This is a genomic window from Flammeovirga sp. EKP202 (genome assembly GCF_014534745.1).
Lineage (GTDB): Bacteria > Bacteroidota > Bacteroidia > Cytophagales > Flammeovirgaceae > Flammeovirga.
In genome coordinates this window covers 111,333-136,418 of the sequence record NZ_JACVVP010000019.1, presented here as the reverse complement: position 1 = coordinate 136,418, position 25,086 = coordinate 111,333, and the positions used below count along the sequence as shown (strand labels likewise).

The following is a 25,086-nucleotide window of genomic DNA, read 5'->3' as shown; positions in this document are numbered from 1 at the left end:
TTTCTCCTTTAGCTCAGTTGGTTAGAGCATCTGACTGTTAATCAGAGGGTCCTTGGTTCGAGTCCAAGAAGGAGAGCAAAAGCCTTAGCAGAAATGTTAAGGCTTTTTTGTTGCCCAAAGATGATAGAAATTCCCAAAATCAATCCATTATCTTATTTAAATCATAAGACAAAGAGGATAAATCATTTATCTTTGCCGTTGCAATTTTTTTAGACCATGTATTTTCCACCTTTTTGAGGTGAAATACTGATGAATATTGTTATCAACCAATAAAGATATTTTATATGAAAGCATACGTATTCCCAGGACAAGGAGCTCAGTTTACTGGTATGGGTAAAGAGCTATATGACTCAAATGAAGAGGCTAAAGCACTTTTTGAAAAAGCCAATGATATACTTGGTTTCCGTATCACTGACGTAATGTTTGAAGGTACTGCAGAAGAATTAAAACAAACAAACGTTACACAACCTGCTGTATTTCTTCATTCAGTAATCACTGCATTATGTGCAGAAGAGTTTACTCCTGACGTAGTTGCTGGACACTCTCTTGGAGAATTCTCTGCTTTAGTAGCTTGTGGAGCATTAAACTTTGAAGATGCTTTACAGTTAGTAGCAAAAAGAGCTGCAGCGATGCAAAAAGCATGTGAAATGAACCCTTCTACAATGGCTGCTATCTTAGGCCTTTCAGATGAGGATGTAGAAAAAGTATGTGAAGGTGTTGAAGGTGTAGTACCTGCCAACTATAACTGCCCAGGTCAATTGGTGATTTCTGGTAGCAAAGAAGGAATTGAGAAGGCTTGTGAAGCTGCAAAAGAAGCGGGAGCAAAAAGAGCTTTACCACTTCCTGTAGGTGGTGCGTTCCACTCTCCATTTATGGAGCCAGCAAAAGCTGAATTACAAAAGGCTATTGAGGAGACTGTATTGAACACTCCAAAATGCCCAATCTACCAAAATGTAGACGCTAAACCACAAACTGATCCAGCAGTAATCAAAGAAAACTTGATTGCACAATTGACTGCTCCTGTAAAATGGACGCAAATTGTTCAAGCAATGATCGCTGATGGCGTTACTGAGTTTATTGAGTGTGGACCAGGTAAAGTTTTGTCAGGTCTTGTAAAAAAAGTAGACCGTAAGATGCCTACTACTTCTTTATAGAAGAAGAGATAAGTAGAAACAAAATAAAAAATGGCACTGTAGTAGTTTGATCTATTACGGTGCTTTTTTATGCAATGATACTTGCACTTAAGATTTCCGCAAGGTGTTTTTTATAAATTGGAGTACTTAAAGCATACTGTACACCCAAGTTGATAAGTTTCTTTCTTGCACCTGCCAAAGAGTATGGAGTTGTACCGACAATTGTAATCTCTCTATCATTTGCTTGACAGTAATCTTGAAGTTTGTTGATTGTCTCTTGTAAGTACATACCAAGTGTTTCTGAATCCAGAAATACCATTTTCACCGATGGATTATCTATCAGTGTAAATAATTGACTTGTTTCAGTAATCACATTAATGTCTAGTCCTTCATCCATAAGGATTTTTTTAAGATAGTGTGCATTGATAATATTATTATCAACCACTATTGCTTTGTTTTGTACCATAGGTCTTTCTATGCTGTTTGAGAACGCCATCGTCATAAGTTGCTATTTTAATCTTGGTCCTTGTCTTGATTATCATTTATGAAGTATTAGTACAAAAGAAACGGAGAATCTTAGCTGGTCACTTTTCTTCTATTCAAAATAGGATAACATAGCATAACCTAGGTTACATAATGATCATCCAACAAAGAATAGGGCAAAAAAAGAAATGGTAAAACTTCGTTTACATCTGAACTGGTACTTAACTTCGTGTCTCACATTATAAATAAATAATACAACGTAAATTTATTTATGATGAGTATTTTGTAATCAGAAAAACTTTTTGATTACTATTGCTTTGATATCACTACCTTAAAAAATGATTAGAGTTTCTAGTCATGCATTTTGAGCGTTGTAATTACAAAAAAATAGCGAATAACAATCATAAGTTATTCAGTCTGATTACTAAGCATTTATTTTTATAACGACAAAAAGTCGAAAACAATATATCCGACAGAGAAAAAAATGAAAAAAAAATTACAAACAGCTTTTTTATATCTAATACTGGTCAGTTTAATAGGTTTTTCTTGTTCAAAATCTCAAAATGGTGATTGGGAAGAGGGCAAAGAAGTGGCTACAGAGGTAGAAGATCCTAATGACGACTTTTTATTAACCCTAACGACAGAATATGGAGCGATGAAGATAATTCTCTATAAAGAGACACCAATTCATAGAGAAAACTTTATAAAATTGGTCCGTCAACATTATTATGACAGTTTATTGTTCCATCGAGTAATTAACGGTTTTATGATACAGGGAGGTGACCCTGATTCAAGATTTGCAGATGAAAATGAAAATCTTGGAAGGGGAGAAATAGGAGATCTTTTGCCTGCAGAAATCAATTACAAGTATTTTCATCAGAAAGGTGCTTTGGCAATGGCAAGAAAAGGAGGTCCTTCTAATCCAGATAAAAAATCAAGTGGTTGTCAGTTTTATATTGTAGATGGAAAAAAATACACAAAAGAGAGCCTTTATGATTCCAAAACAGATTATAAAAGAGTGAATCAATATTTTTCTTCTTTGATTGAAGATCCTGAATATTCTAGAATTAATCAGGCTTATGTACAATTAGGAGAAAGAGGGGATGTGGCAGGTCAAAAACGACTGATGAAGAAGTGTATTCCTATGATGGAGAAAAAGTATGAGGTACAGCTGATTGAAAAACCAACAAGAAAAGAGCGTATCGCATATACAAAATACGGTGGAGCACCCTTCCTTGATAGAGAATATACAGTATTCGGACAGGTAGTGGAAGGCTTGGAAGTCATTGATAAAATTGCTGCACAAAAAGTAAATCCTCAAAATAGACCTGTAGAAGATATTAAAATGTCTATTACAGTGGAAGAAGTTCCCTCAGTTTATGTAGAGCAACTTTTAAAGAAAATTCATTAAGTCAGCACGCTGTAAATTAATTTCTCGATGCTCATGGTATTTAGAAATTGCAAAACAATAATAGGGAATCGTATTAAATAGTTTTGTATTAGTACTTACCTTTGTTAAGTACTAGGAATGGTACTGAAATAACTAATTTAATTATAAACATAGAACTTACTAACATGAAATCTATTCATTTAGCCTTAATTTCATTGCTGTTGTTTTTCAGCTGTGAACAAAAAAAATCTCAAGATGTAGCTTATTTTGGAGATACTTTTGAAATCGAAAATGCTATTGCCTCTTCAGCATTAAAGTCAAAACTAGAACAGGAAGAAACTGTGAACATACAATTGGAAGGTGAAATTACAGGTGTTTGTCAGAAAAAAGGATGTTGGTTGACCATGCCAATGGGTGAAGGAGAAAAAGATGTCTTTGTGAAATTCAAAGATTACAAATTTTTTGTCCCAAAAGATGCTGCGGGGAAAAAGGCAGTCATTAAAGGTGTGGCTAAAAAAGAGGTTATTGATGTGCCAACATTAAAGCACTATGCAGAGGATGCAGGGAAATCAGAAGAAGAGATTGCTAAAATTGATGCACCTGAAGTAAAATATACTTTTATGGCAGAAGGTGTAGCCATCGAAAACTAAATAGTCATAATAGTGTTGAAAATGAAAAAGTACATTTCTATTGTAGCTTCTATCAGTTTTATCCTACTCTCTTTTATTTGTTGTCAACAGCCTAAAGAAAAAGTTGATTCGAGGTACCCCAATGGAGGATCAGAATTAGCATGGTTGATGCGTGGAGCAACAGATCAAATGGAAGCACAAAGAAGTGCAATACTTAAAGGTGAATCATTGAGTAATATTTCTTTGGATGTGGGACATATTTTGACCGCAGTACCAACAGAAGAAGGAAAAACAGCTACAAAAGATTACCAACAAAAAGCAGAAATGTTTATCAAACATGTAGCTCAGCAAAAAGAGATTCCTTTGAAAGGACAAATGGAGTTTTTTAATAATACCGTTTCATTGTGTGTCAATTGCCATGAGACGCAATGCCCTGGGCCAAATGTGAGAATTAAAAAGTTGTATCTCGATAAGATATAATTTATAAAGAGGCAAAATGAAAGAGGTGAAGCATTCAAAAATTCACCTCTTTTTTTATTAAACTTTTTTCAAACTCATGTGTTTGAAGTGCAATGTTATCGAATAAATTCAACCTATTTTCAATTAAACAAATGTGAATTTTAACAAAACAATAGTTTCCATGGAATATTTTTTAAAATTAAGTAAAATAAAACCATGGAAACTTTTTTATTACTTTGGGTTTCCTTATGTTTGTCTCGTCAATTAAACATCTAATTAATTATGAAACTCATTTAATTACAGGTGCCTAATGACAATTCATTTCATCTTAACTTTTATCATACTCTAACTAAATAGTCAATCATATCTGTCGTGGTAAATGATCAATTACGTCTTCGTATCATTGAAGTAGCACGAAAACAATTTCAAGGTTTAGGGCTCAAAAGAGTGACAATGTCAGACATTGCTGAGCAATTGGGCATGTCTAAAAAAACCTTGTATAATGTCTTTAGAAATAAAAAAGAACTTATCGAATTCACTCTTTCTTTTTATATGGAAGAGGACTCAAAATTTATAGAAGGAGTAGGGAAATTAGACCAGGATGGTGTTTTCAAACTGGCTAAAATATTTTATTTCTTTTATGAAAGAATGCGTGCGATTAATCCTTCAGTTTTTATGGACTTGAAGAAGTTTTATCCTGAAGTATGGGATAAATACGAATGCCATAAAGAAGGGTGCTTTCATGAAACTTTAATATCAATCATCAAACAGGGGAGTTCAGAAGGACATTTCTATAATGATATTGATGTGGAAATGTTAGTTTTAATGAGAATGTGGCAAGTAGAGGTCGCTTTTGATACTTCTGTATTCCCACATGACCGGTTTCCAGTAGCCAAGCTACAAGTGGAATTATTCAAACACTTTATTAGAGGTATTGCCACTCCAAATGGTGTCAAATTATTGGATCAATACCTAAACGAATTTATTAGTCAAGAATCACAAACTACAAACTTATGAAAAACGTCCTTCAATGGATCGTAGCTTTTTTAAGCTTATTTTTTAGTTTACAACTGTCTGCACAACAAACAACCACTAATGTACAAGGTGTGCCATTATTTAGTGTGCAAGATTGTATCAACTATGCTTTCCAAAATACGGGTACAATTAAAAATGCTGTTTTAGAACAGGGCATCTCTCAAGCTAAAGTAGGAGAAATTATCTCAATGGGTTTACCTCAATTGGATATTGAAGGACAACTTGTTGATAATGTGAAAATCCAAAAAGCCTTCTTACCTGTTGAAATTATGGGTGATAATGCCCCTCCAGGTTCACAGCCAGGAGACTTTGTAGGGGTTCAATTCAGTCCTCAATATACTACAAATGCTCAGTTAAAATTAAATCAGCTTCTTTTTGATGGAACATTCTTTATCGGAGTTCAAGCTGCGAAAGTTTATACAGAATTAGCTTCAAAAGAATTGATTCGTTCTAAAATTGATGTAGCAGAATCGGTTACTCAAGCTTATTATTATGTATTGGTTCAAAGAGAATTCTTGAAATTAATTATTGAGAATAGAGAAATTTTAGAAGGTCTTTACAACGAAACCAAAGCAATGTATGAAGCGGGTATGGTAGAAGAGACTGAACTAAATAGAATTGAGGTTAATTACAATAGTATGGTGATTCAGGAAACACAATCAAAACAAATGAATGTGATTGCTGAGAAATTATTGAAATTTCAAATGGGTATGGATATTAATTCACCATTAGCTTTAGCTGAGAAGCTAGAAGACTTTAGAGATTTTATTGTAACACCAACTGACCTTGCTGTAGCAAAAAACAGAATTGAATATTCAATTTTACAAACGAATATTAAATTAAATGAATATGATATTAAATCTATTCAAGCTGAATATTGGCCAAAATTATACGCTTTTGCTGGTTATGGTTTCAATGCTGGTGGAAATGGTTTTGTAACTCAATTTGATCAAGCTGGTGATTTTGGAAACGTTGGAGTGTCTCTAAGTATTTCTCTTTTTGATGGATTAGGTCGTCAAAAAAGAGTGGAACAAAGAAAACTTAAAGGTCAGCAATTATTCAATACTCGTATTGATTTAGAACGTCAGATCTCTATTGAGCAAGAACAGTCTCGTATTGTTTATGAAACAAATATGGCAACGCTTAATCTACAGGAGAAAAACATGGGCGTAGCTGAAAAAGTTTATACGAATACTCAGATTAAGTTTAAAAATGGTGTAGGATCTTCAGTAGAAGTGACAACCTCTTCACAAGATTACGCAGCAGCTGCTAATACATTTTATAACTCTCTTTATGAAGTATTAATAGCAAAACTATCTTACGAAAAAGCGAATGGACGTCTATTAGAGTACGTTGATAGTGAGGATTTTGAAAAGGATCAAAAGACATTAAAGTTGAATAACGAAAAATAAAATAGAAAAAATAGATATGTTATCAAGATATAAATTAATCACATTACTTTCAGTTGCTTCGGTTGTATCTGCCTGTGGGGACGGAGAGGATGAAAACTCTGTTGAAGCAAAAAAAGCTCAATTAATAGAATATCAACAACAATTAGTAAAGTTAGAAAGTGATATTCATACATTAGAAGCAGAAATTAAAGAATTAGGTGGCCCAAAAGCTGAAGTAAATACTTTAAAGCCTGTGACAGTTTTTGATGTTAATGCTGCTACTTTTAATCACTATGTGGACGTTCCTGGAGATGTAACTTCAAACAAAAATGTAGTGGTAGCTCCTGAGACAACAGGTCGTATTTTAAAGCGATATGTTAGAGAAGGTGCTTTTGTAAAAAGAGGACAATACTTAGCCAAGTTAGATGTTGAGTTAGTACAAAAACAGATCGACGAAGTAAAAACAAGCTTAGAGTTAGCGGAAGTACTTTATGAAAAGCAAGATCAATTGTGGAAGCAAGGTATCGGTTCAGAAGTACAATACCTTCAAGCAAAAAATAATAAAGAGTCTTTAGAAGCAAAATTAGAAAGCTTAAAAGAGCAGGAAAACAAAGGCTATATCATTGCTCCAATTTCGGGTAAAGTGGATGAAGTCTTTATGAAAGAAGGTGAAATGGGCCCTGCAGGTCAACCTTACGCTCGTTTAGTGGATATTTCAAATATTGAAGTAGTTGCTGATGTTTCTGAAGCTTACAGTAGAGTTGTAAAAAGAGGAGATAAAGTAAAAGTGAAATTCCCAATGTTGGAAATTGAAAGAGATATGAAAGTTGATGTAGTAGGTCAAACTATCAATCAATTAAATAGAACTTTCAAAATCCGTATGCGCATTTCTGAAAAAGGTTTAGACATCAAGCCAAATACAATGGCGGTTGTTACGATCAATGACTTCTCTCAAGAGGGTGCAGTGGCAATTCCAAGTAACCTTGTTCAGAAAAACACTAATGGAGAAACATTTACTTATATCCTTGAAAACAAAGAGGGTAAGCAGAATGTTGTGAGAAAAGTTGATATTGAAACTGGTAAATCTTACAAAGGAAACACTATGATCACATCTGGTATTAAAGCAGGTATGAGAGTAATTAATAAGGGTTATTCTGAAGTGATCAATGGTGAGCAAGTTAGAGTTGTTGATTATCAAATTTAATTTTGAGCAGACTGATGAAGGAAAATATTAATTTAAATAAGGAAGAAGAACAATCAAGCTCAAAGGAATTTGGGTTGAGTAGTCTTTCTATCAATAACAGTACTTCAATTTTTATCCTAACGGTAATTATTGCAGTATTTGGTATGGCATCTTATGTTGGAATGCCGAAGGAACAGTTTCCTGAGATCCGTATTCCAATGGTATACATTCGTACCATGCACCCAGGTAACTCGCCTGTAGATATTGAATCATTGATTACTCGTCCTATTGAAAAGGAATTGAAATCAATGAAAGGTGTGAAAGAAATTATTTCAACTTCAGCACAAGATTTCTCAGTAATTACTGTGGAGTTTAATGAAGATGTAGAAATCTCAAAAGCACTTCAAGATACAAAGGATGCCGTTGATAAATCGAAAAGTGAATTACCAACCGATTTAGATACAGATCCCGATGTTCAGGAAATGGACTTCTCTGAGATTCCAATTATGGTAATTAACCTTTCAGGTGATTTTGAAATTCAAAAACTGAAAGATTATGCTGAAGATCTTCAAGATGAATTGGAGGAGTTTAGAGAAGTATCCCGTGTAGATATTACGGGTTCAGTAGAAAGAGAGATCCAAATTAATGCAGACATTTATAAGATGGATGCGATGCAGTTGGCTTTCTCAGATATTTCTAATGCGATTGCCAATGAAAACGTAACCATGTCAGGTGGTGATGTGAAAATGGGTAATGGTTTCCGTAGAGCGTTGCGTGTAGATGGTGAATTCAAAACAGTGGAGGAAATTAAGAATGTGATTGTAAAGTCGGAAGATCAAAATACAATCTATTTGAAGGATCTTGCTGAGATTAAAGATAGCTATGTAGAACGTAAGAGTTATGCACGTTTAGCTTCTTCTGACTTCAACTCAAAAGGAGCCTACCCGGTAGTATCTCTTAAAGTAGTGAAAAGAGGTGGTGAAAACTTAATCGATGCTACTGATAAAATCATGGAAGCTTTAGATGATGCCAGAGATAACTACCTACCAAGCAATTTGGATATTGTGATTACAGAGTCTCAATCAAACGAGATGAAAACTTCGCTTAAGAACTTAGAGAACAGTATCATTTCAGGTATGATCCTAGTGGTAGTGGTTCTTCTATTCTTTATGGGATTAAGAAATGCTCTGTTTGTAGGTATGGCTATTCCATTATCAATGTTCTTATCTTTCTTGATTTTAAGTTCATTGGGCGTAACTATCAATATGGTAGTATTATTCGCCTTGATCCTAGCCTTAGGTATGCTAGTGGATAATGCCATTGTGGTAATTGAAAATATCTACCGACTGAGGGAGTCAGGAATGACCACCAAGGAAGCTGCAAAACAAGGTACAGGTGAGGTTGCATTGGCAATTATTTCATCAACAGCTACAACTTTAGCAGCCTTTGTTCCTTTGGCATTCTGGGGAGGTATTATGGGTGAGTTTATGAAATACTTACCAATTACTTTGATCTCGGTATTAGCATCATCACTATTTGTAGGTTTGGTGATCAACCCAGTGATTGCTTTTAAATACATGAAAGTCGATTCAGAAGAAGCGTACAGAACGATCAATAAGACTAAAGTAACTATTGGACTTGTACTTTTAGTATTATCGATTCCAGGATATATTATGTGGCCAACTTATTCATTAGGTAATGTATTAATGTTGGGAGCTACTATCGCTTTGCTTGATGGAATAGTCTTAAAAAGATTGGCTTATTATTTCCAGAATGTATTCTTAACACAACTTGAGTCTGTTTACTTAACTACATTAAGGTTTGCCTTAAAAGGTAAAATGCCTTATTTCTTAATTGCTGGTATTTCAGCTTTCCTTGTGATTTCAATTGGTTGGTTTGGAGCTAGATTGGGTAGTGGTAAAGTGCCGATCGAATTCTTCCCTGATTCAGACCCTCGTTATGTATACATGTACATTGAGGCTCCACAAGGTACAGATGTAGAAGAAACTAATAAGATTGCTTTAGATCTTGAGAAGAGGTTATATAAAGAGTTATCTCCGTATAGCGATATCATTGAATCGATTGTAGCTAATGTTGGTGAAAACACAAATGATCCTCAAGATGGTGCAGCCAATACAGTAACACCAAACAGAGCCAGAATTGCTGTAGGTTTTGTTCCTTATGAAAAGCGTGATGGAGTAAGTTCAGTGGAAGTAATGACACTTTGTGCTAAAATCGCGAAGGATATTCCAGGTGTAGAAATTGTAACGGATAAAGAACAAAATGGTCCTCCTACTGGTAAACCGATCTCAATTGAATTGACAGGTGAGGATTACTTAGTGTTGATCAAAGAGGCAGGGAAAATGAAAGCCATGATTGAGCAATCAGGTATCCCTGGTATTGATAAATTATCAATTGATATTTCAGTAAGTAAACCAGAATTACTAGTGAATATTGACCGTAATAAAGCAAGACGTTTTGGAGTTTCAACAGGTTTGTTAGCTCAAAATATGCGTACTGCTATTTATGGACAGGAAGTTTCTAAATTCAAGGACGGTGAAGACGATTATCCTATTCAACTTCGCTTGAAAGATGAGTATCGCTACGACTTATCAACTTTGAATGACCAAAGAGTTACTTTCAGAGATAATAAAGGACAATTCCACCAAGTACCAGTTTCTTCAGTAGCAAAACTAGATTACAGTACAACTGTAGGTGAGATCAAGAGAAAAGACTTGGATAGAGTCGTGACATTGAGTTCTAACGTATCGAAAGGTTATAACAACCAAGTGGTAGTTGAAAACGTGAAAAACTTATTGGCTTCTTATGAGATGCCAGCACAATACAACTACAAGTTTGGTGGTGAACAAGAAGACCAAGCAGAATCAATGGCTTTCTTAAGTAGAGCGATGTTGATTGCCATGTGTGCAATTTTCTTGATCCTTGTTTCTCAATTCAACTCATTCGTGAAGCCATTCATTATTATTGCTTCAGTATTGTTCAGTTTGATTGGTGTATTATTAGGTCTGATCATTTTCAATGACCCATTTGTAATCATCATGACAGGTATTGGTATTATTTCATTGGCAGGTATTGTAGTAAATAACGCCATTGTATTGATTGACTGTGCAGATCAGTTAGTAGTGGCCAAAAAGGAGAAATTAGGTATGGATCCTGATGACCGTTTACCAATCAAAGACTTGATCGAATGTATTGAGCAAGCAGGTTTCACTCGTTTACGTCCTGTATTGTTGACAGCGATTACTACCGTATTAGGTTTGATTCCATTGGCTACAGGTATGAACATTGATTTCTTCGGAATGTTTGCTCACTTTGATGCAGATATCTATTTCGGTGGTCCAAACGCAGATACTTGGGGACCTATGGCATGGACTGTAATTTATGGTCTAACGTTCGCTACTTTCTTAACTTTGGTCATAGTACCAGTAATGTTATTATTAGCGGAACAATTAGGCTGGTTCTTCCAAAACCTTACTTCAGGTGAGAAGAAGAAAGCAGTTCATAACTAAGATGAATTGAAATGAAGAATGTGATTAAGTTCATATTCTTCATCTCATCAACTATAGAAAAAGGGTGAAAAGTTAATCATTAACTTTTCACCCTTTTTCTATAGTTGATGATAAGGAAACTTAGATACTCATTTCTACAATTTCTTGGACTTTCTCCAATGTGATATCACCTCTTTCACCAAGACCAACCCATTTACGTTCTTCGAAACGAGAAGTGATGGTCTTTACTACTTCTGAGTGATTATCTGTATAATCAGAAATCTTTGTTTTAATACCCATAGAGTGGAAAAACTCAACAGTTCTTTCGATAGTAGCTTGTGCTTTATCTTCATCAGAACCTTCAGTAATTCCCCAAACTCTCTCTCCGTACTGTACTAATTTATCTTTCTTGTTGTTGAACATTACTCTGTACAAATTAGGGCCGATAATCGCCAAAGTACGAGCATGATCAATTTCATACAAAGCTGTCAACTCATGACCAATCATATGCGTAGCCCAGTCTGTAGGTACACCTTGTTGAATCAAGCCATTCAATGCCATTGTACAACACCACATAAAATTACCAGCTAAAGTACTATCGCCAGGATTGGCAATAACTTGAGGAGCAATTTCTACTAGCGTCTGTAAAATACCTTCAGCAAAGCGGTCTTGAAGTGGAGCTTGAGCAGGGTAAGTAAGGTATTGTTCCAGAACGTGAGTAAACGCATCAGTGATACCATTGACTAATTGTCTTTCTGGAAGAGAAGCCACAACTCTTGGGTCAAGTACAGAGAATTTAGGGAAACAAAGTGGGCCACCAAAAGGCAGTTTTTCTTTTGTTTCTTCTCTTGTTACTACAGAGCCAGAGTTCATTTCAGAACCAGTGGCAGGAAGAGTAAGCACGGTGCCAAAAGGAATAGCCTCTTTCACCTTTTTACCCAATCCTTTTTTGATGATATCCCATGGGTCACTTTCTGTAAATGGAATAGCAACACAAAGGAATTTAGTAGCATCGATTACAGATCCACCACCAACAGCAAGGATGAAGTCGATGTTTTCTTGGATTGCCACCTCTCTTGCTTTCATGATTGTTTCATAACGAGGGTTAGGTTCAATACCACTGAAATCAACCACATTTTTGTCAGCCAATGATTTTTTTACATCATCATAGATTCCATTTTTTTTGATACTTCCTCCTCCGTAAACTAAAAGGATGTTTTTAGCATCAGCGGGGATATGTTTGTTGACTTCCTCAATTCTGTTTTCTCCAAAAACGAGGCGGGTTGGGTTCCAAAGTTCAAAATTTTTCATTACCAATATGTATTATTAAGCGGTTCATATGTTCAAACAACTAATTAATTAAAGTGTTCTACAAATGCTAAAAAAATGTGGAATAAAATAATTGATCTTAGAAAAAAAGTAGAAATAGAGAATTTATAAATAATTAAAGTTCGATGTATTGGCTTTATAATTGATCAAGTTAGACTAACTTATTCCAAATAAAGGAGGAAATTTTTTTTATCATTCTACATTTTTAACACTATGTATTTTAAAACTTTGTCATTGCTGTTTCTCTGCTTTTTAGGAGTAGAAGTATGTACAGCACAATCAATGGGGCAACTTCAAAATAAAAATGCTGTAATAACACCTTACAAAGATCAGTCATATGTCATCGGACAAGAATGGGGTATCGGTAAAATTGTCGAGAGGAAAAAGAAAAGACGTGACAAGGCCTACAATATGGTAAAAGTTGTACCTGGCTTAGCCAATCCTGATCTAGTATCATTTGCATTATTAATAGAGCCCGAACTTTACCTAAGACATCAAAATGCTCAATTAAAATGGCATAAATCAGATGGTACTAACTTATTTAAAGCAGATGCTACGTTTAAAATCATAAAGGGGTTTACGGGTGAAAATACAGTTTCATTTGTATCAACAAATTATCCTACATATTATATCTCCCTTAAAAATGGGAAGGAATTATGGGTAGTTGAAAACCCGAATCCAGAAGATGCTTCTTTTTTACTTGAGGTAGAACAATAGTTAATGCCTACTCTTTCTTGTTGGCGGTATTTATTACCTTTGTGGAAAATAAATAAACTATGAAAAATCAGCAGACCTTATTCATTACTGGAGCCTCTTCAGGAATTGGTAGATCTATTGCAAAAGCAGCGGTAGAGAAAGGATATCAAGTGATTGGTACTTCCCGAAACCCAAAACGAACAAAAGATAAATTAGAGGGTGTTCGTTATGTGGCTTTGGATGTTTCTAGTCCAGAAAGTATCGCTCAGTGTTGGGAAGAAATAAAGGAAGAAAAAATTGATGTATTGATCAATAATGCCGGTCAATCGCAGATTGGACCTGTAGAGGAGACGACGATGGAAAAATACAGGTACTTGTTTGAAGTGAACTTCTTTGGTCTGATTGATTTAACAAGAAAAATATTACCTCAAATGAGAGAAAGACGCTCAGGAATGATTATTAATATTGGTTCATTGAATGGGCGTTTTGCAGCACCTTATTACTCAGCTTATGTAGCTACAAAGTTTGCAGTTTCAGGCTTTACTCAGTCACTTAGAAGCGAGATGAAAGAGTTTAATGTAACCGTAGCTCTAGTGGAACCTAATCACATTGCATCCAACATTGTTCCTGATTTTAATTGCCCTGAAGGATCTGAATATTTCCCTTATGCTGATAATATTCGTCAAAGCGTAAAAGGAAGCATGTCAGAAGCAGAATCTTCAAAGGTGATCTCTGATACAGTAATGAAAGTAATTCAAACCAATGCACCTTCTCCAATTTATGTTTCTGGAGGAAATGCAAGTTTGTTGGCTTTTGCAAAGCGATTTTTGCCTGATAAGGTGGCAGAGAAAATGATACGAGGAGCTTACGGCTTAAAATAATAAAGGAAGGGTACTGAAAAGTATCCTTTTTTTATTTTTTGAAATTAATTCAAAACAACATTTTTTTTACGGAGAGTCAATCAACATAACAAAATAGACACCTAGAAGTTTTTCAGTTTCACTCTTCAAAAATTTTATAAACATTTATTGATAAAAAACACCTCACAACAATGTATACTAATTAAAAAACTGTCATATTTATTGATTACATTTTGATCGTGTTTGAAATTAACGATTGTGTAGTGGGATTCCGTTATACAATTGTGTGGTTTACTACACGAAAAATGATGATTAAATTGATTCTTCGCTTCACTTATTAACGCATGTAACCTTACCCATTTTTTGACTGAATAAAAATGGAATGACAGAAGGTTTCATGACGCCTTAAATGGTATTTTATGAATTCACATCTAAACGCTCAATTGCTTTATGGCAATAAAATAGAGCTTGACAAAGAGAAAAGCTTTTGGAGAAAGACAAAGTCTAGTTTTTTACTTTTTACATTCTTTTCCTTAGTAGGGTTTTACTACTTTCAATTTAGTTTAACAACAATCATTTCAACCATTGGAATGTTCATTGTTTTATCGCTTTTCTTGTTGAAGAAAAAGTTGAAATGGATGACCCTTTGTACAGGTTATTTGTACGTTATGTCCTCGATGTTATTTGCTTTAGCAATAACAACTGGAGGGATAAAATCACATGCAGTAGCATTTTTAGCAACTACACTTGTTACTTCCTATTGGTTTTTAGGAAAGAAAGCAAGTAGGTATATTCTGCTCTACAATTTCATCTTGTTGTGTACTTTGCTCATCATTGAGTTGACGAATGGAGGTCCTCTTTTTGACCCATTGACCTCAACGCAACAAGTTATTTTCAATTGGACATTGGACTTGGGTATTCTTGCAAATATCAGTAATGATGTAAAATCGATTGATCAGCAAACTTCCCTTTTTCAAAGTAAGTTGCAGAAAAATAGTGATGAATTGATTCAGTTTGGTGAAGAACTTTCTCAAACCAATGAAGAGATTAATGCACAAAAGGAAGAAATAGAGTCACAAAGAGATAAAATAGAGAAAAGCCATTTACAATTGAGCAAGTCATTGGAGCACGTGACTGACTCTATCCGCTATGCTAAAACAATTCAAATGGCATTGCTGACTTCAAAAGAGGAATTGAATAAGATTTTTAAAGAGGTCAATATTTTATTCAGACCGAGAGACCATGTTTCAGGTGATTTTTATTTTGCTAGGAAGTTTGGTAACAGGACTTTAATTGTGGTAGGAGATTGTACAGGACATGGAGTACCTGGAGCGTTGCTGTCTATGGTTGGCTTAGAAGCATTGGATCGCTTGCAGGAATTACCAGAATCTCCTGCTGAATTGTTAGAGAGAATGGACCATTATTTCTTTGAAAAATTACGTCAGTCGTCAGTAGATGGTAATCAAGATGGGATGGACATTTCAGTAGCGTATCTTGATCATGATTATCGATTCCAATATGCAGGAGCAAAAGGCAAAGGTTTGTTGGTAGATAGTTCGGGAATTATTCCTCTGAAGTCGACTACAAGATCAATTGGTGGAAAATTCAAAAAAGATAAAGTATTTGAGGTCACTGATATACAAATTCAACCCGACACATTGATTTGTTTGTATACTGATGGCTATGTGGATCAAAATGGTGTGAATGGAAAAATAGGTTCTCTACGTTTCAGAAATATAATGGAGAAATATTACCTTAAATACACTAAGGATTGTATCAATGAATTGGAAACTGTACTGAACTATGAAACCGAAGGTTATCAACAAAGGGACGATATTACAGTTTTTGTAGCAATACATCACTAGCCAAATTCATGGTAAAACAAAAAGGTACTTGATTTTAGAAAGCAAGTACCTTTTTTAATATAATATCTTAGGTTTATAATTATAGTAATTCTCCCACTTCTAACAACCCTTCTTCGGTTAGTGGTTTGGTTATAAACTTAATTACATATTCGTTATTCACAATTCTCTCAATATCGGACTCATTGTCTGAACTTGAAAGGATGGCTATTTTACATTGATTTCTAAGTTCCTCAGGAAACGCTTCAAATTCATATAAAAATACAAATCCGTCGACAATAGGCATGTTGATATCCAATAAGATTAAACTTGGTAAATTCCCTTTGTAATCAAAACGTTCTTGTAGAAACTCCAACGCTTTTTTACCAGAGTTCTTAATGACAATTTCCTCAGCGAAATCAGTTAGCTCTATTATTCTGTTGTTGATGAAATTGTCAGTGTCATTATCATCAACAAGCAATATAGTTTTTATTTTTTTACTCATAATTGGACCTCTGATAGTAGTTTGATTTTTTAACTAGCTTGGTTTAATATAAAGATTCAATTCCACTTTAAAATACAAAAAATATAGTAAGTATTGCACCAATTTCTAAATTAAATACTATTAGCTCTTGTATAATTGAAAGAATCTCCAAAACTCTACTTTACATTTGATATGTTATGAAATCGAAAATAAAAAAAATCTCTCAATAAATATTAGCTTTTATTGAGAGATTACATTTATTTTCTCCATTCAATGATCTTATCAGCAATTTTTCTGTCATTTGCCAACCTAGGAACCTTGTTTTGTCCACCTAGTTTACCAATTGACTTCATGTATTGCTGAAAGGCATCTCTTTGAAGCGGAGTGATCACAATAGTTCTTGTAATACTTCCTGTAATAAGGTCATCGTAGTAAGTATTCAATTCTCTTAGTTTGTGATCTAATGTGAGTGCAAAAGCATCTAAATCATTAGGATCATTTTCAAAAGAAATCAGCCACTCATGATAAGGTAATCCATCAGTAGGATTGACTTGCGGAGCTACAGAAAACTCAGTGATTTTCACTTCAGGGTGTTGCTCTAAAGCAAATTTCATAGTTTTTTCTACTTCTTCTCCTATGACATGTTCTCCAAAAGCAGAAATGTAATGTTTGATTCTACCTGAAACAATCACTCGATAAGGATCTGTGGAAACAAATTTTACGGTATCGCCGATTGAATATCCCCATAGTCCGGCATTGGAATTAATGATCAAGGCATAATTTTTTCCAACTTCCACCTCATCAATTTTTAGACGAGTTGGGTTTTCATCAAAATATTCTTCTGAAGGAATAAATTCATAGAAAATACCCGAATCCAGCTGTAATAACATTCCCTCTTCATGTTGTGAATCTTGAAAGGCAAAGAAGCCTTCTGAAGCAGGGAAAAGCTCTATCGAAGGCATTTGCTTTCCAATAGAATCATATAATTTATTACGATAGGGCTCAAAATTCACTCCTCCATATATGAATAATTCAAAATTGGGGAAGACTTCTTGAATGGACTTTCCTGTTCTTTCAATAATACGGTCAAAATACATTTGAACCCAAGGTGGTATACCTGAGATCAACGACATATCTTGTGCAATTGTCTCATCAATAATACGCTCTAGTTTAACTTCCCAATCTTCAATACAGTTGGTTTCATAACTAGGCATTTGATTTCTTCTCAAATAACCTGGTACGTGATGATTGACAATGCCAGAGAGTCTACCCGAAAGTATTTCTCCAGATTTTCCTAGAATAGGGCTACCCGAGAGGAAAATTAATTTTTTATCCAAAAACTTTGAATTCCCCGTTTCATGGATGTAATTCAACATGGCGTTTCGAGCTGAATTAATATGATTTGGGATGGATTCTTTTGTCAATGGAATGTATTTCGCACCCGAAGTGGTACCTGAAGTTTTTGCAAAATAAGCAGGAGCACCTCTCCAAAGTACATCATTTTCACCTTTGATAATTCTATCGATATAAGGGCGTAACGCCTCGTAATCTACTATAGGGACATTCTTCTTGAAGTCGTCATAATTTCTGATATCTCCAAAATTATGGTCTTTGCCGAAGGCTGTATTTTTCGCACCCTGAATCAAAGATTGAAAAACTTTATCTTGAGAACGGCTTGGATTTTTGGCCCATTCATTTTGTTGCTTTACGATGTAAGCCGCTAAAGGCTTACTTAAAAAAGATTTAAATCCCATGATAAGAGGAAGTCTTAAGTAAATTGTTTGTCTTCTTTTGGACTGGGTTCTACATGAATGAGTATATCAGCTATTTCATTAAAATCAGCTTTCAATGAATCTTTGACATTATGAGCAATATCATGCCCTTCTCTCACTGATATTTCACCTTTGACAATAATATGAAGATCTACATAAAATTTAAAGCCCATTTTGCGAATAAAGCATTTTTCTGTGTCAATTACTCCATCCACCTTCACGGTTTCTTGTTTTACTTTATCAATGAGGTCATCATAAAGGTTTTCGTCCATAATCTCTCCAAAAGCAGGTCTGAATAATAAGTAGCTATTAAACAGAATAATTCCAACAGCAAATAACGCGGCCCATGAATCAGCAGCTTCATAGCCTTCGCCGCCATATATTGATATTCCAATACCAATAAAAGCAGATAAAGAGATTAAAGCATCGCTTTTATGATGTCCTGCATCGGCTTCTAATGAAGAGCTATTAAGTATTTTGCCTCTGTACTTTACAAAGCGGTACAGAAGGTATTTAATTAAAATAATGATTCCCAGCACAATCAGCGTATACGAAGAGGGAGTAGTAGCGTCACCGGATAGTATCCGCTCTATGCTTTGTTCTGCAATAATAAGTGCTGAGGTAACGAGAAAGCCAACCGTTATAAAGGTGGCAATTGGTTCAAATTTTCCATGACCGTAAGGGTGATTGTCATCAGGAGCCTTGGTCGAAAAGTTCAAACCAATTAAAACGACAAAAGAAGAAATAATATCTGCACAAGACTCTATCGCATCGGCAATCATGGCTTGTGAGTTTCCCAGAATTCCTACTGTACCTTTTGTAATCGTAAGAACAATATTTCCAAAAATACTCAGCCAAGTCGTCTTAAATGCAGCTTTTTTTTCTTCCTTTGAAATCATATTTAAAGTTTCTTTTCAGCTTCTTCTAATAGTGCAGCTTTATTGATGGGCACTACTCCTACATGCTCACATACTAAACCACCCCCTAGATTGGCTAACCCTGCCACTTTGTCCATTGGCAAACCAACCGCTAATGCCAAAGATGCAATACTGATTACCGTATCACCAGCTCCTGAAACGTCAGCAATCTCTCTTTTATGAGCAGGAATATGAACATCGTCAGAATGATTGGAGATAAATACACCATGTTCAGAAAGTGTAACCATAGTGTGTTGGTTATCCATTTTCTCTTTTAGAAGCTTCGTTGCAGCCTTTACTTCGTCTATGACATCGCCCTCAAAGTCAAACTTCAATCCTTCTCTCATTTCTTTAAGATTAGGTTTGAAAAGCGTGACACCTTCGTAGGCTAGAAAGTTTCTTTTCTTAGGGTCTACTGTTGTTGGTATACCTTTTTTATGGGCAATTTCAACTACTTTTTGAATTAACTCAGGCGTAAGTACACCCTTGTCGTAATCTTCAAAAATAATGACATCCGCATCGTTTGATAATTCTTCAATTCTTTCCAATAATAAATGAGTATCATCAGCATTGATTGGAGAACTATCTTCATTGTCGATTCTAAGTACATGTTGTGCACTTGCAATCACACGATGTTTCACTGTAGTCACTCTTTTGTCACTTTGAATCAAACCTTCCTTAGGAATGCCGAGTTGATCGCATAAATCCAAGAAAGTATCGGCTTGACTGTCTTTGCCAATTACAGCACATAAAATGGGTTGAGCACCAAGATAATGTAGGTTTTTGGCAACATTGGCTGCTCCTCCCATTCTTGATTCTCTTTTGTTGACATTAACAATAGGTACTGGAGCTTCAGGAGAAATACGATCTACAGACCCCCATATGTAAGAGTCGATCATTACGTCCCCTATAACTAAAGCTTTTAAGCCATTAAATTTTTCTAAGGCCTCTTTTACACTTAGTGCCATTTATATCAATATTTTAGGATAAGAGGTAACCCATTTTCATGAATTACCTCTTCATAATTATTTCAAATTTGCTAAAGCAACTTTAATCTTTTCACAAGCAGCTACAAGTTCCTCGTCAGATGCAGCATAAGAAATACGGATACAGTTTGGTGCACCAAATGCAGCACCAGCTACTGTAGAAACATGTGCTTCGTTCAAGAAGTATAATGCTAAATCTGAAGAATCTTTGATGACTTTACCGTTGAATGATTTACCGAAATATGAACTGAAATCAGGGAAGATATAAAATGCACCTTGTGGAAGGTTGGTTTTTACTCCTTCGATATCGTCTAAAAGTCCTTTTAATAAATCTCTTCTTCTCAAGTAAGCCGATCTCATTTCTTCAATCACTGAGCGATCACCTTTCAATGCAGCTAAAGCAGCACGTTGAGTGATGGTATTGATACCCGAAGTCACTTGACCTTGGATAACGATACAAGCTTTTGCTACATGAACAGGAGCGGCGATGTAGCCAATTCTCCATCCTGTCATTGCAAAGCCTTTAGAAAAACCATTTACTACTACTGTACGGTCTTTTACGTCGTCAAAAGAGGCAATACTTACGTGAGGACCACCGAAGTTGATGTATTCATAAATTTCATCAGAAACGATATAAAGGTCATCATGCTTTTTCACTTCGTCAGCAATCTCTCTTAACTCCTCTTTGGTGAAAACAGTTCCAGTAGGGTTACAAGGTGAAGAGAATAATATGGCTTTTGTCTTTGGGGTAATTGCCGCTTTTAATTGCTCAGCAGAAACTTTAAAGTCATTTTCGATTTCTCCTTTTAGGATAACAGGTTTACCACCTGCCAACACAATCTGATCAGTGTAAGAAACCCAATAAGGAGAGAATACAATAACTTCGTCCCCTTCGTTGAGAATACTTAGCATTACATTGGCGATAGAGTGTTTTGCACCCGCAGATACCACCACATTTTCCATTTTATAATCCAAACCATTTTCAGTTTGTAATTTTTCTGCAATAGCTGTTCTTAACTCAGGGTAACCTGGTACTGGAGGATACGAAAAATACTTACCATCATCAATTGCCTCTTTGGCTGCGTCTTGAATATATTGTGGAGTGGCAAAGTCAGGTTCACCAAGGTTCAACTTGATTACGTTGACGCCTTTAGCTTGAAGTTCTCTTGCTTTTACAGCCATTACTAAAGTGGCAGACTCTGTAATATTATCAAATCGATTTGATAAGGTAAGTTTTGTTTCAGTATTTGATTCCATTCTAATTACTTTTTTTTATCCTCGAATCTAGATTGTAGACTGCGAAATTAAGGTTTAGAATGAATACTTCCTTTCTTTTCAGGTATTAAATACCAATCATTGTGATTATTTACTGAATAGTAAGTTTTCTTTACAATTTTTCTCTCCCACCACGAACACCAAATGATGCCTTTGAGCAACAACTTCTTTTTTTACACTAAAGACCTCATTACAATAGTAAAGAATGAATTCATATTCTTCTTTCGGTAAAGATATAGCGGTGATGTTTTTTGTGTTAAGACGAGCGACTAATCTATCGTCGTCATAAATTTCTAGTTCGAGTCCATTCAGTTGTTGAGCATCATAATTAATGACTTCAAAAAGAACTTTGGAGGTGTTGTTTTTTTCTTTTTCTTGTGGAGAAAAAAGGGTAAGAATAGGGAGGGCGATGAATAGTAAATAGAGCATGTTATGGGATGTTTTATTGTTAATTGGGCGCTCTATAATTTACTAAAAAATGGGCATAAAAAAAAGTGACGTTTAATGCTCTTAAACGCCACTTTTGAAGTTATTTTATCTCTTAAAGATTCGTAAGATCTTTAGGTGTATCTGTAAAAGTACCTTCTGTTACTTCAACTGAAGTATTATCAGAACCAAATGCTTTGAAGCTGAAAGTACCTGATAATTTATCTTCTGAAACATCAGTAAAGCTAAAGTTGATATAACCATTCAAGATATTAGCTACAGACGCTTGTTTTACCGAAATATCCTTTTGTCCTGCAATCTGAATTACATTCGCAACGTTTTGACTTCTATTGTATTCAGAAACTAAATCAAAAAGGTCCTTAGCCGACACATCAGTTAAGAATAAAACTCCAACACCTGCCATTTTAACATCTCCTCCAATCTGAAGAATATTAGAAAGGGAAATGTTGATGTTACTTCCTGCTGTTACTAAATCAGAATGTAAGAAACAAAGAATCGCATCACCTTTTAAGTCAGTGTTTGTAATATCAAACTTGATATCTGAAAAATAGATAGAAGTGATATTTGCCGAAGTTCTGAATCCTGCATAGTTATTCAGATTTGTATCTGTGCCGTCTATTTTAGCAGAAGCTTCTCCGTAAGAAATTAGAGTATCGATAATACTATTGACAGCATCATCTACAGAGTCACTACATGACGTAAAAACAGTTAAAGAAAAGACGAATAGAATTAAAAGTTTTTTCATACTAGTTTAATATATGATCATAATTATAGATTCGACATCGACTAGATTTGGGTTTCATCTAAACAATGTTAGAAGATGTACGTCAAAAATGATGCAAGATTTATCTTCTTACGGCTTCAATAGAGAAAAACTCAGTTCCAGAGATACGATACGAGAGGGTTAAACGACCGTCATCAGCAATAGAACCACTGATAGCGGCATTTGTATCGAAATTGACGACTTTTGATAATTTAAAAGAACCATTTTCTAGGTTGCCTTCCACTAGTACTTCAGGATATACTTTTTTAAGGAAATCTTCTTGAGAAGAACCAAGCTTTACAGAAACAGATTGAACAGAAGTGTAAACATCTACTGTTCTATCTCCTACTTTTCTTAGTGTAATAATATCATTGCTTGTCAACGATTGTGACGAAGATTGCCCTTGTCCTGTTTTTGCAGAGATAGAAGTAACCAGATAATTTCCTTCTACTGCAGAGGCAGTATTGGCAATATCTGCATTTTCACAAGCTAAAAAACAAAAAATAGAGAAGACGACAATGAGTGCTTTTGGTATAATATTCATAAAATGTGATAAGGGTTAATATATAAGTGTAGTTGATACGTCTAATGTACGATAAAACAACGAAACTTTATAGGACTATTTCAAGAATAACTTCTCTATTTTAATTAGTAAAATATGTATGCCATAATTCCTATTAAAAGCACCTTCATAAAGGTTTTTTCGACACTTTAAAAACCTCAAACTTGTACCTACATTGTGATGAATATCATTTATATAACTCGCAACAAACTGTATATTTGCCGCATTCATTTTATTATAAAAAGAAGACGATAAAATTATCATCATGAACAAGAAAACAATCTTAATGATCTTAGACGGGTGGGGAATTGGTCCTGATCCAAAAGTGTCTGCTATTGCACAAGCGAATACACCTTTCGTAGATTCATTATATGACAAATATAAGCATAGTAAATTAGAGGCTTCTGGTTTAGCTGTTGGTCTTCCTGAAGGACAAATGGGTAACTCTGAAGTAGGTCACATGAACCTTGGGGCTGGTCGTGTTGTATACCAAATGTTGGTAAGAATCAACCAAGCAGTGCAAGACGGATCTATTGCTGATATTAAAGAATTACAAGACGCATTTACTTATGCAAAAGAGAACAACAAAAAAGTTCACTTCATGGGTCTTGTTTCTGATGGTGGTGTTCACTCTCACGTTGGACATTTAAAAGGATTATTAACTGCAGCAAGCGCGGCAGGTTTTGATAAAGATCAAGTTTTCGTTCATGCTTTCACTGACGGTCGTGACTGTGACCCTAAGTCAGGTAAAGGTTTTATTGCTGACGTTGAAGAGCACATGGCTAAAACTACTGGTCAAATTGCTTCAGTAGTAGGTCGTTACTATGCAATGGATAGAGATAACCGTTGGGAAAGAGTAGCTTTAGCTTACAACGTAATGGTAAATGCTGAAGGTGAAAAAGTAACGAACATCCAAGACGCTATCCAAGCTTCTTATGACGCTGACGTAACGGATGAGTTCGTGAAGCCATTAGTAAATACAGTAGACGGCGAGCCAGTAGCGAAAATCGAAGAAGGTGATGTCGTACTTTGCTTCAACTTCCGTACTGACCGTGGTCGTGAAATCTCTCAAGCTTTATCACAAAGAGATATTGAAGAGGGTGGTACTAAGAAATTAGACATCAAATACCTTACAATGACAATGTACGATGAGACATTTGAAGGTGTTGATGTATTATTCCATAAAGATAACTTATCACAAACATTAGGTGAAGTATTAGAAGGTGCAGGTAAAAAGCAAATCAGAATTGCTGAAACTGAAAAGTACCCTCACGTAACTTTCTTCTTCTCTGGTGGACGTGAGAAAGAATTCGAAGGTGAGACTCGTTTATTAGCTCCTTCTCCAAAAGTAGCTACTTACGATTTAAAACCTGAAATGAGTGCTGGTGATATCAGAGACAAAATTGTTCCTGAATTACAAAAAGGTGAAGCTGACTTTGTTTGCTTAAACTTCGCTAACGCTGATATGGTAGGTCATACAGGTGTATTCGAAGCAGCAGTAGCAGCATGTGAAGCAGTTGATCAATGTGCTAAAGCTGTAGTTGAAGCTGGTTTAGACAACGGTTATTCTTCAATCGTTATTGCTGACCACGGTAACTCAGATGTAATGAGAAACCCTGACGGTTCTCCAAACACAGCACATACTACTAACTTGGTGCCTTGTATTTTTGTTGATCCTGATTTTGATGGTGAAATCAAAGACGGTAAGTTAGGTGACATCGCTCCAACAGTATTGAAAATTGTTGGTGTGGATCAACCAGAAGAAATGACAGGAGATTGCTTAATCTAATTATTAAGTAATTCATAAATAAATTTCGTAAAGGCTACTCAGCAATGGGTAGCCTTTTTATTTTGAAATAAAATAGTTTGAACTTTAATTATTTAAGTTTTTTTTCGAACTTCATCAATCAGAGGGAAATTCATAAAAAATGAATCACTTTGG

At 35.1% G+C, this 25,086-nt stretch carries 22 protein-coding genes and 1 tRNA gene; 13 read left to right on the top strand and 10 right to left on the bottom strand.

What is annotated here, in order from left to right:
* Positions 1-2 precede the first annotated feature (2 nt).
* Together IC221_RS13630 and fabD are read left to right on the top strand one after the other, a co-directional pair.
* Positions 3-76 (top strand) — tRNA-Asn (locus tag IC221_RS13630).
* A gap of 208 nt (positions 77-284) precedes the next feature.
* Positions 285-1,154: an ACP S-malonyltransferase gene (fabD, locus tag IC221_RS13625; RefSeq protein WP_044202316.1), complete on the top strand. Its 870-nt coding sequence runs from the start codon at positions 285-287 to the stop codon at positions 1,152-1,154.
* A 67-nt stretch (positions 1,155-1,221) separates the two neighbouring features.
* Here fabD and IC221_RS13620 read toward each other — a convergent pair whose 3' ends face one another.
* Positions 1,222-1,635 carry a response regulator gene (locus IC221_RS13620; protein ID WP_188169493.1) on the bottom strand — a complete coding sequence of 138 codons (414 nt, stop codon included), beginning with the start codon at positions 1,633-1,635 and terminating at the stop codon, positions 1,222-1,224.
* 465 nt (positions 1,636-2,100) lie between these two features.
* Here IC221_RS13620 and IC221_RS13615 point away from each other — a divergent pair, with 465 nt between their 5' ends.
* The 7 genes from IC221_RS13615 (at position 2,101) to IC221_RS13585 (ending at position 11,233) form a co-directional block, all read left to right on the top strand.
* Positions 2,101-3,027 carry a peptidylprolyl isomerase gene (locus IC221_RS13615; RefSeq protein ID WP_188169492.1) on the top strand — a complete coding sequence of 309 codons (927 nt, stop codon included), beginning with the start codon at positions 2,101-2,103 and terminating at the stop codon, positions 3,025-3,027.
* 164 nt (positions 3,028-3,191) lie between these two features.
* On the top strand, positions 3,192-3,656 hold the full coding sequence (locus tag IC221_RS13610) for a DUF4920 domain-containing protein (protein WP_188169491.1): 465 nt from the start codon (positions 3,192-3,194) through the stop codon (positions 3,654-3,656).
* A gap of 21 nt (positions 3,657-3,677) precedes the next feature.
* Positions 3,678-4,115 (top strand): hypothetical protein, encoded by a 438-nt coding sequence (locus tag IC221_RS13605; RefSeq protein ID WP_188169490.1) that lies wholly within the window; start codon positions 3,678-3,680, stop codon positions 4,113-4,115.
* A gap of 351 nt (positions 4,116-4,466) precedes the next feature.
* Positions 4,467-5,111, top strand: a complete 645-nt coding sequence (locus tag IC221_RS13600; protein WP_188169489.1) for a TetR/AcrR family transcriptional regulator — start codon at positions 4,467-4,469, stop codon at positions 5,109-5,111.
* A complete protein-coding gene (locus IC221_RS13595) occupies positions 5,108-6,541 on the top strand; it encodes a TolC family protein (RefSeq protein ID WP_188169488.1) in 1,434 nt (477 codons plus the stop codon). The genes IC221_RS13600 and IC221_RS13595 overlap by 4 nt, the downstream gene beginning before the upstream one ends.
* A 16-nt stretch (positions 6,542-6,557) precedes the next feature.
* Positions 6,558-7,724 (top strand): efflux RND transporter periplasmic adaptor subunit, encoded by a 1,167-nt coding sequence (locus tag IC221_RS13590; protein ID WP_188169487.1) that lies wholly within the window; start codon positions 6,558-6,560, stop codon positions 7,722-7,724.
* A gap of 14 nt (positions 7,725-7,738) precedes the next feature.
* The gene (locus IC221_RS13585) at positions 7,739-11,233 is read left to right on the top strand and encodes an efflux RND transporter permease subunit (RefSeq protein ID WP_188169486.1); all 3,495 of its coding nucleotides are present in this window, start codon (positions 7,739-7,741) and stop codon (positions 11,231-11,233) included.
* Between the two features lie 120 nt (positions 11,234-11,353).
* Here the strand turns inward: IC221_RS13585 and IC221_RS13580 are convergent, their stop codons facing one another.
* Entirely contained in the window at positions 11,354-12,523 is a 1,170-nt protein-coding gene (locus tag IC221_RS13580) for an iron-containing alcohol dehydrogenase (RefSeq protein ID WP_188169485.1), read from the bottom strand.
* A gap of 231 nt (positions 12,524-12,754) precedes the next feature.
* Here IC221_RS13580 and IC221_RS13575 point away from each other — a divergent pair, with 231 nt between their 5' ends.
* From IC221_RS13575 to IC221_RS13565, 3 genes are all read left to right on the top strand, one after another.
* Positions 12,755-13,258: an AbfB domain-containing protein gene (locus tag IC221_RS13575; protein ID WP_188169484.1), complete on the top strand. Its 504-nt coding sequence runs from the start codon at positions 12,755-12,757 to the stop codon at positions 13,256-13,258.
* Between the two features lie 59 nt (positions 13,259-13,317).
* Positions 13,318-14,118, top strand: a complete 801-nt coding sequence (locus IC221_RS13570) for an SDR family oxidoreductase (protein WP_188169483.1) — start codon at positions 13,318-13,320, stop codon at positions 14,116-14,118.
* Between the two features lie 398 nt (positions 14,119-14,516).
* Entirely contained in the window at positions 14,517-15,962 is a 1,446-nt protein-coding gene (locus IC221_RS13565; protein ID WP_188169482.1) for a SpoIIE family protein phosphatase, read from the top strand.
* A gap of 79 nt (positions 15,963-16,041) precedes the next feature.
* Here the strand turns inward: IC221_RS13565 and IC221_RS13560 are convergent, their stop codons facing one another.
* The 8 genes from IC221_RS13560 to IC221_RS13525 form a co-directional block, all read right to left on the bottom strand.
* Positions 16,042-16,443, bottom strand: a complete 402-nt coding sequence (locus IC221_RS13560) for a response regulator (RefSeq protein WP_044202301.1) — start codon at positions 16,441-16,443, stop codon at positions 16,042-16,044.
* A gap of 236 nt (positions 16,444-16,679) precedes the next feature.
* Positions 16,680-18,176 carry a GH3 auxin-responsive promoter family protein gene (locus IC221_RS13555; protein WP_188169481.1) on the bottom strand — a complete coding sequence of 499 codons (1,497 nt, stop codon included), beginning with the start codon at positions 18,174-18,176 and terminating at the stop codon, positions 16,680-16,682.
* A gap of 14 nt (positions 18,177-18,190) precedes the next feature.
* The gene (locus IC221_RS13550; protein ID WP_188169480.1) at positions 18,191-19,093 is read right to left on the bottom strand and encodes a cation diffusion facilitator family transporter; all 903 of its coding nucleotides are present in this window, start codon (positions 19,091-19,093) and stop codon (positions 18,191-18,193) included.
* A 2-nt stretch (positions 19,094-19,095) separates the two neighbouring features.
* Entirely contained in the window at positions 19,096-20,079 is a 984-nt protein-coding gene (locus tag IC221_RS13545; protein WP_188169479.1) for a bifunctional heptose 7-phosphate kinase/heptose 1-phosphate adenyltransferase, read from the bottom strand.
* Positions 20,080-20,136: 57 nt separating this feature from the next.
* Positions 20,137-21,354, bottom strand: coding sequence for a pyridoxal phosphate-dependent aminotransferase (locus IC221_RS13540; protein WP_188169478.1), 1,218 nt, complete (start codon positions 21,352-21,354; stop codon positions 20,137-20,139).
* Between the two features lie 105 nt (positions 21,355-21,459).
* Positions 21,460-21,801 carry a hypothetical protein gene (locus IC221_RS13535; protein ID WP_188169477.1) on the bottom strand — a complete coding sequence of 114 codons (342 nt, stop codon included), beginning with the start codon at positions 21,799-21,801 and terminating at the stop codon, positions 21,460-21,462.
* A 112-nt stretch (positions 21,802-21,913) separates the two neighbouring features.
* The gene (locus tag IC221_RS13530; protein ID WP_188169476.1) at positions 21,914-22,564 is read right to left on the bottom strand and encodes a hypothetical protein; all 651 of its coding nucleotides are present in this window, start codon (positions 22,562-22,564) and stop codon (positions 21,914-21,916) included.
* Between the two features lie 100 nt (positions 22,565-22,664).
* A complete protein-coding gene (locus IC221_RS13525) occupies positions 22,665-23,126 on the bottom strand; it encodes a hypothetical protein (protein ID WP_188169475.1) in 462 nt (153 codons plus the stop codon).
* A 283-nt stretch (positions 23,127-23,409) separates the two neighbouring features.
* Here IC221_RS13525 and gpmI point away from each other — a divergent pair, with 283 nt between their 5' ends.
* The gene (gene gpmI, locus IC221_RS13520; protein WP_044202292.1) at positions 23,410-24,933 is read left to right on the top strand and encodes a 2,3-bisphosphoglycerate-independent phosphoglycerate mutase; all 1,524 of its coding nucleotides are present in this window, start codon (positions 23,410-23,412) and stop codon (positions 24,931-24,933) included.
* The last annotated feature ends 153 nt before the right edge of the window (positions 24,934-25,086 follow it).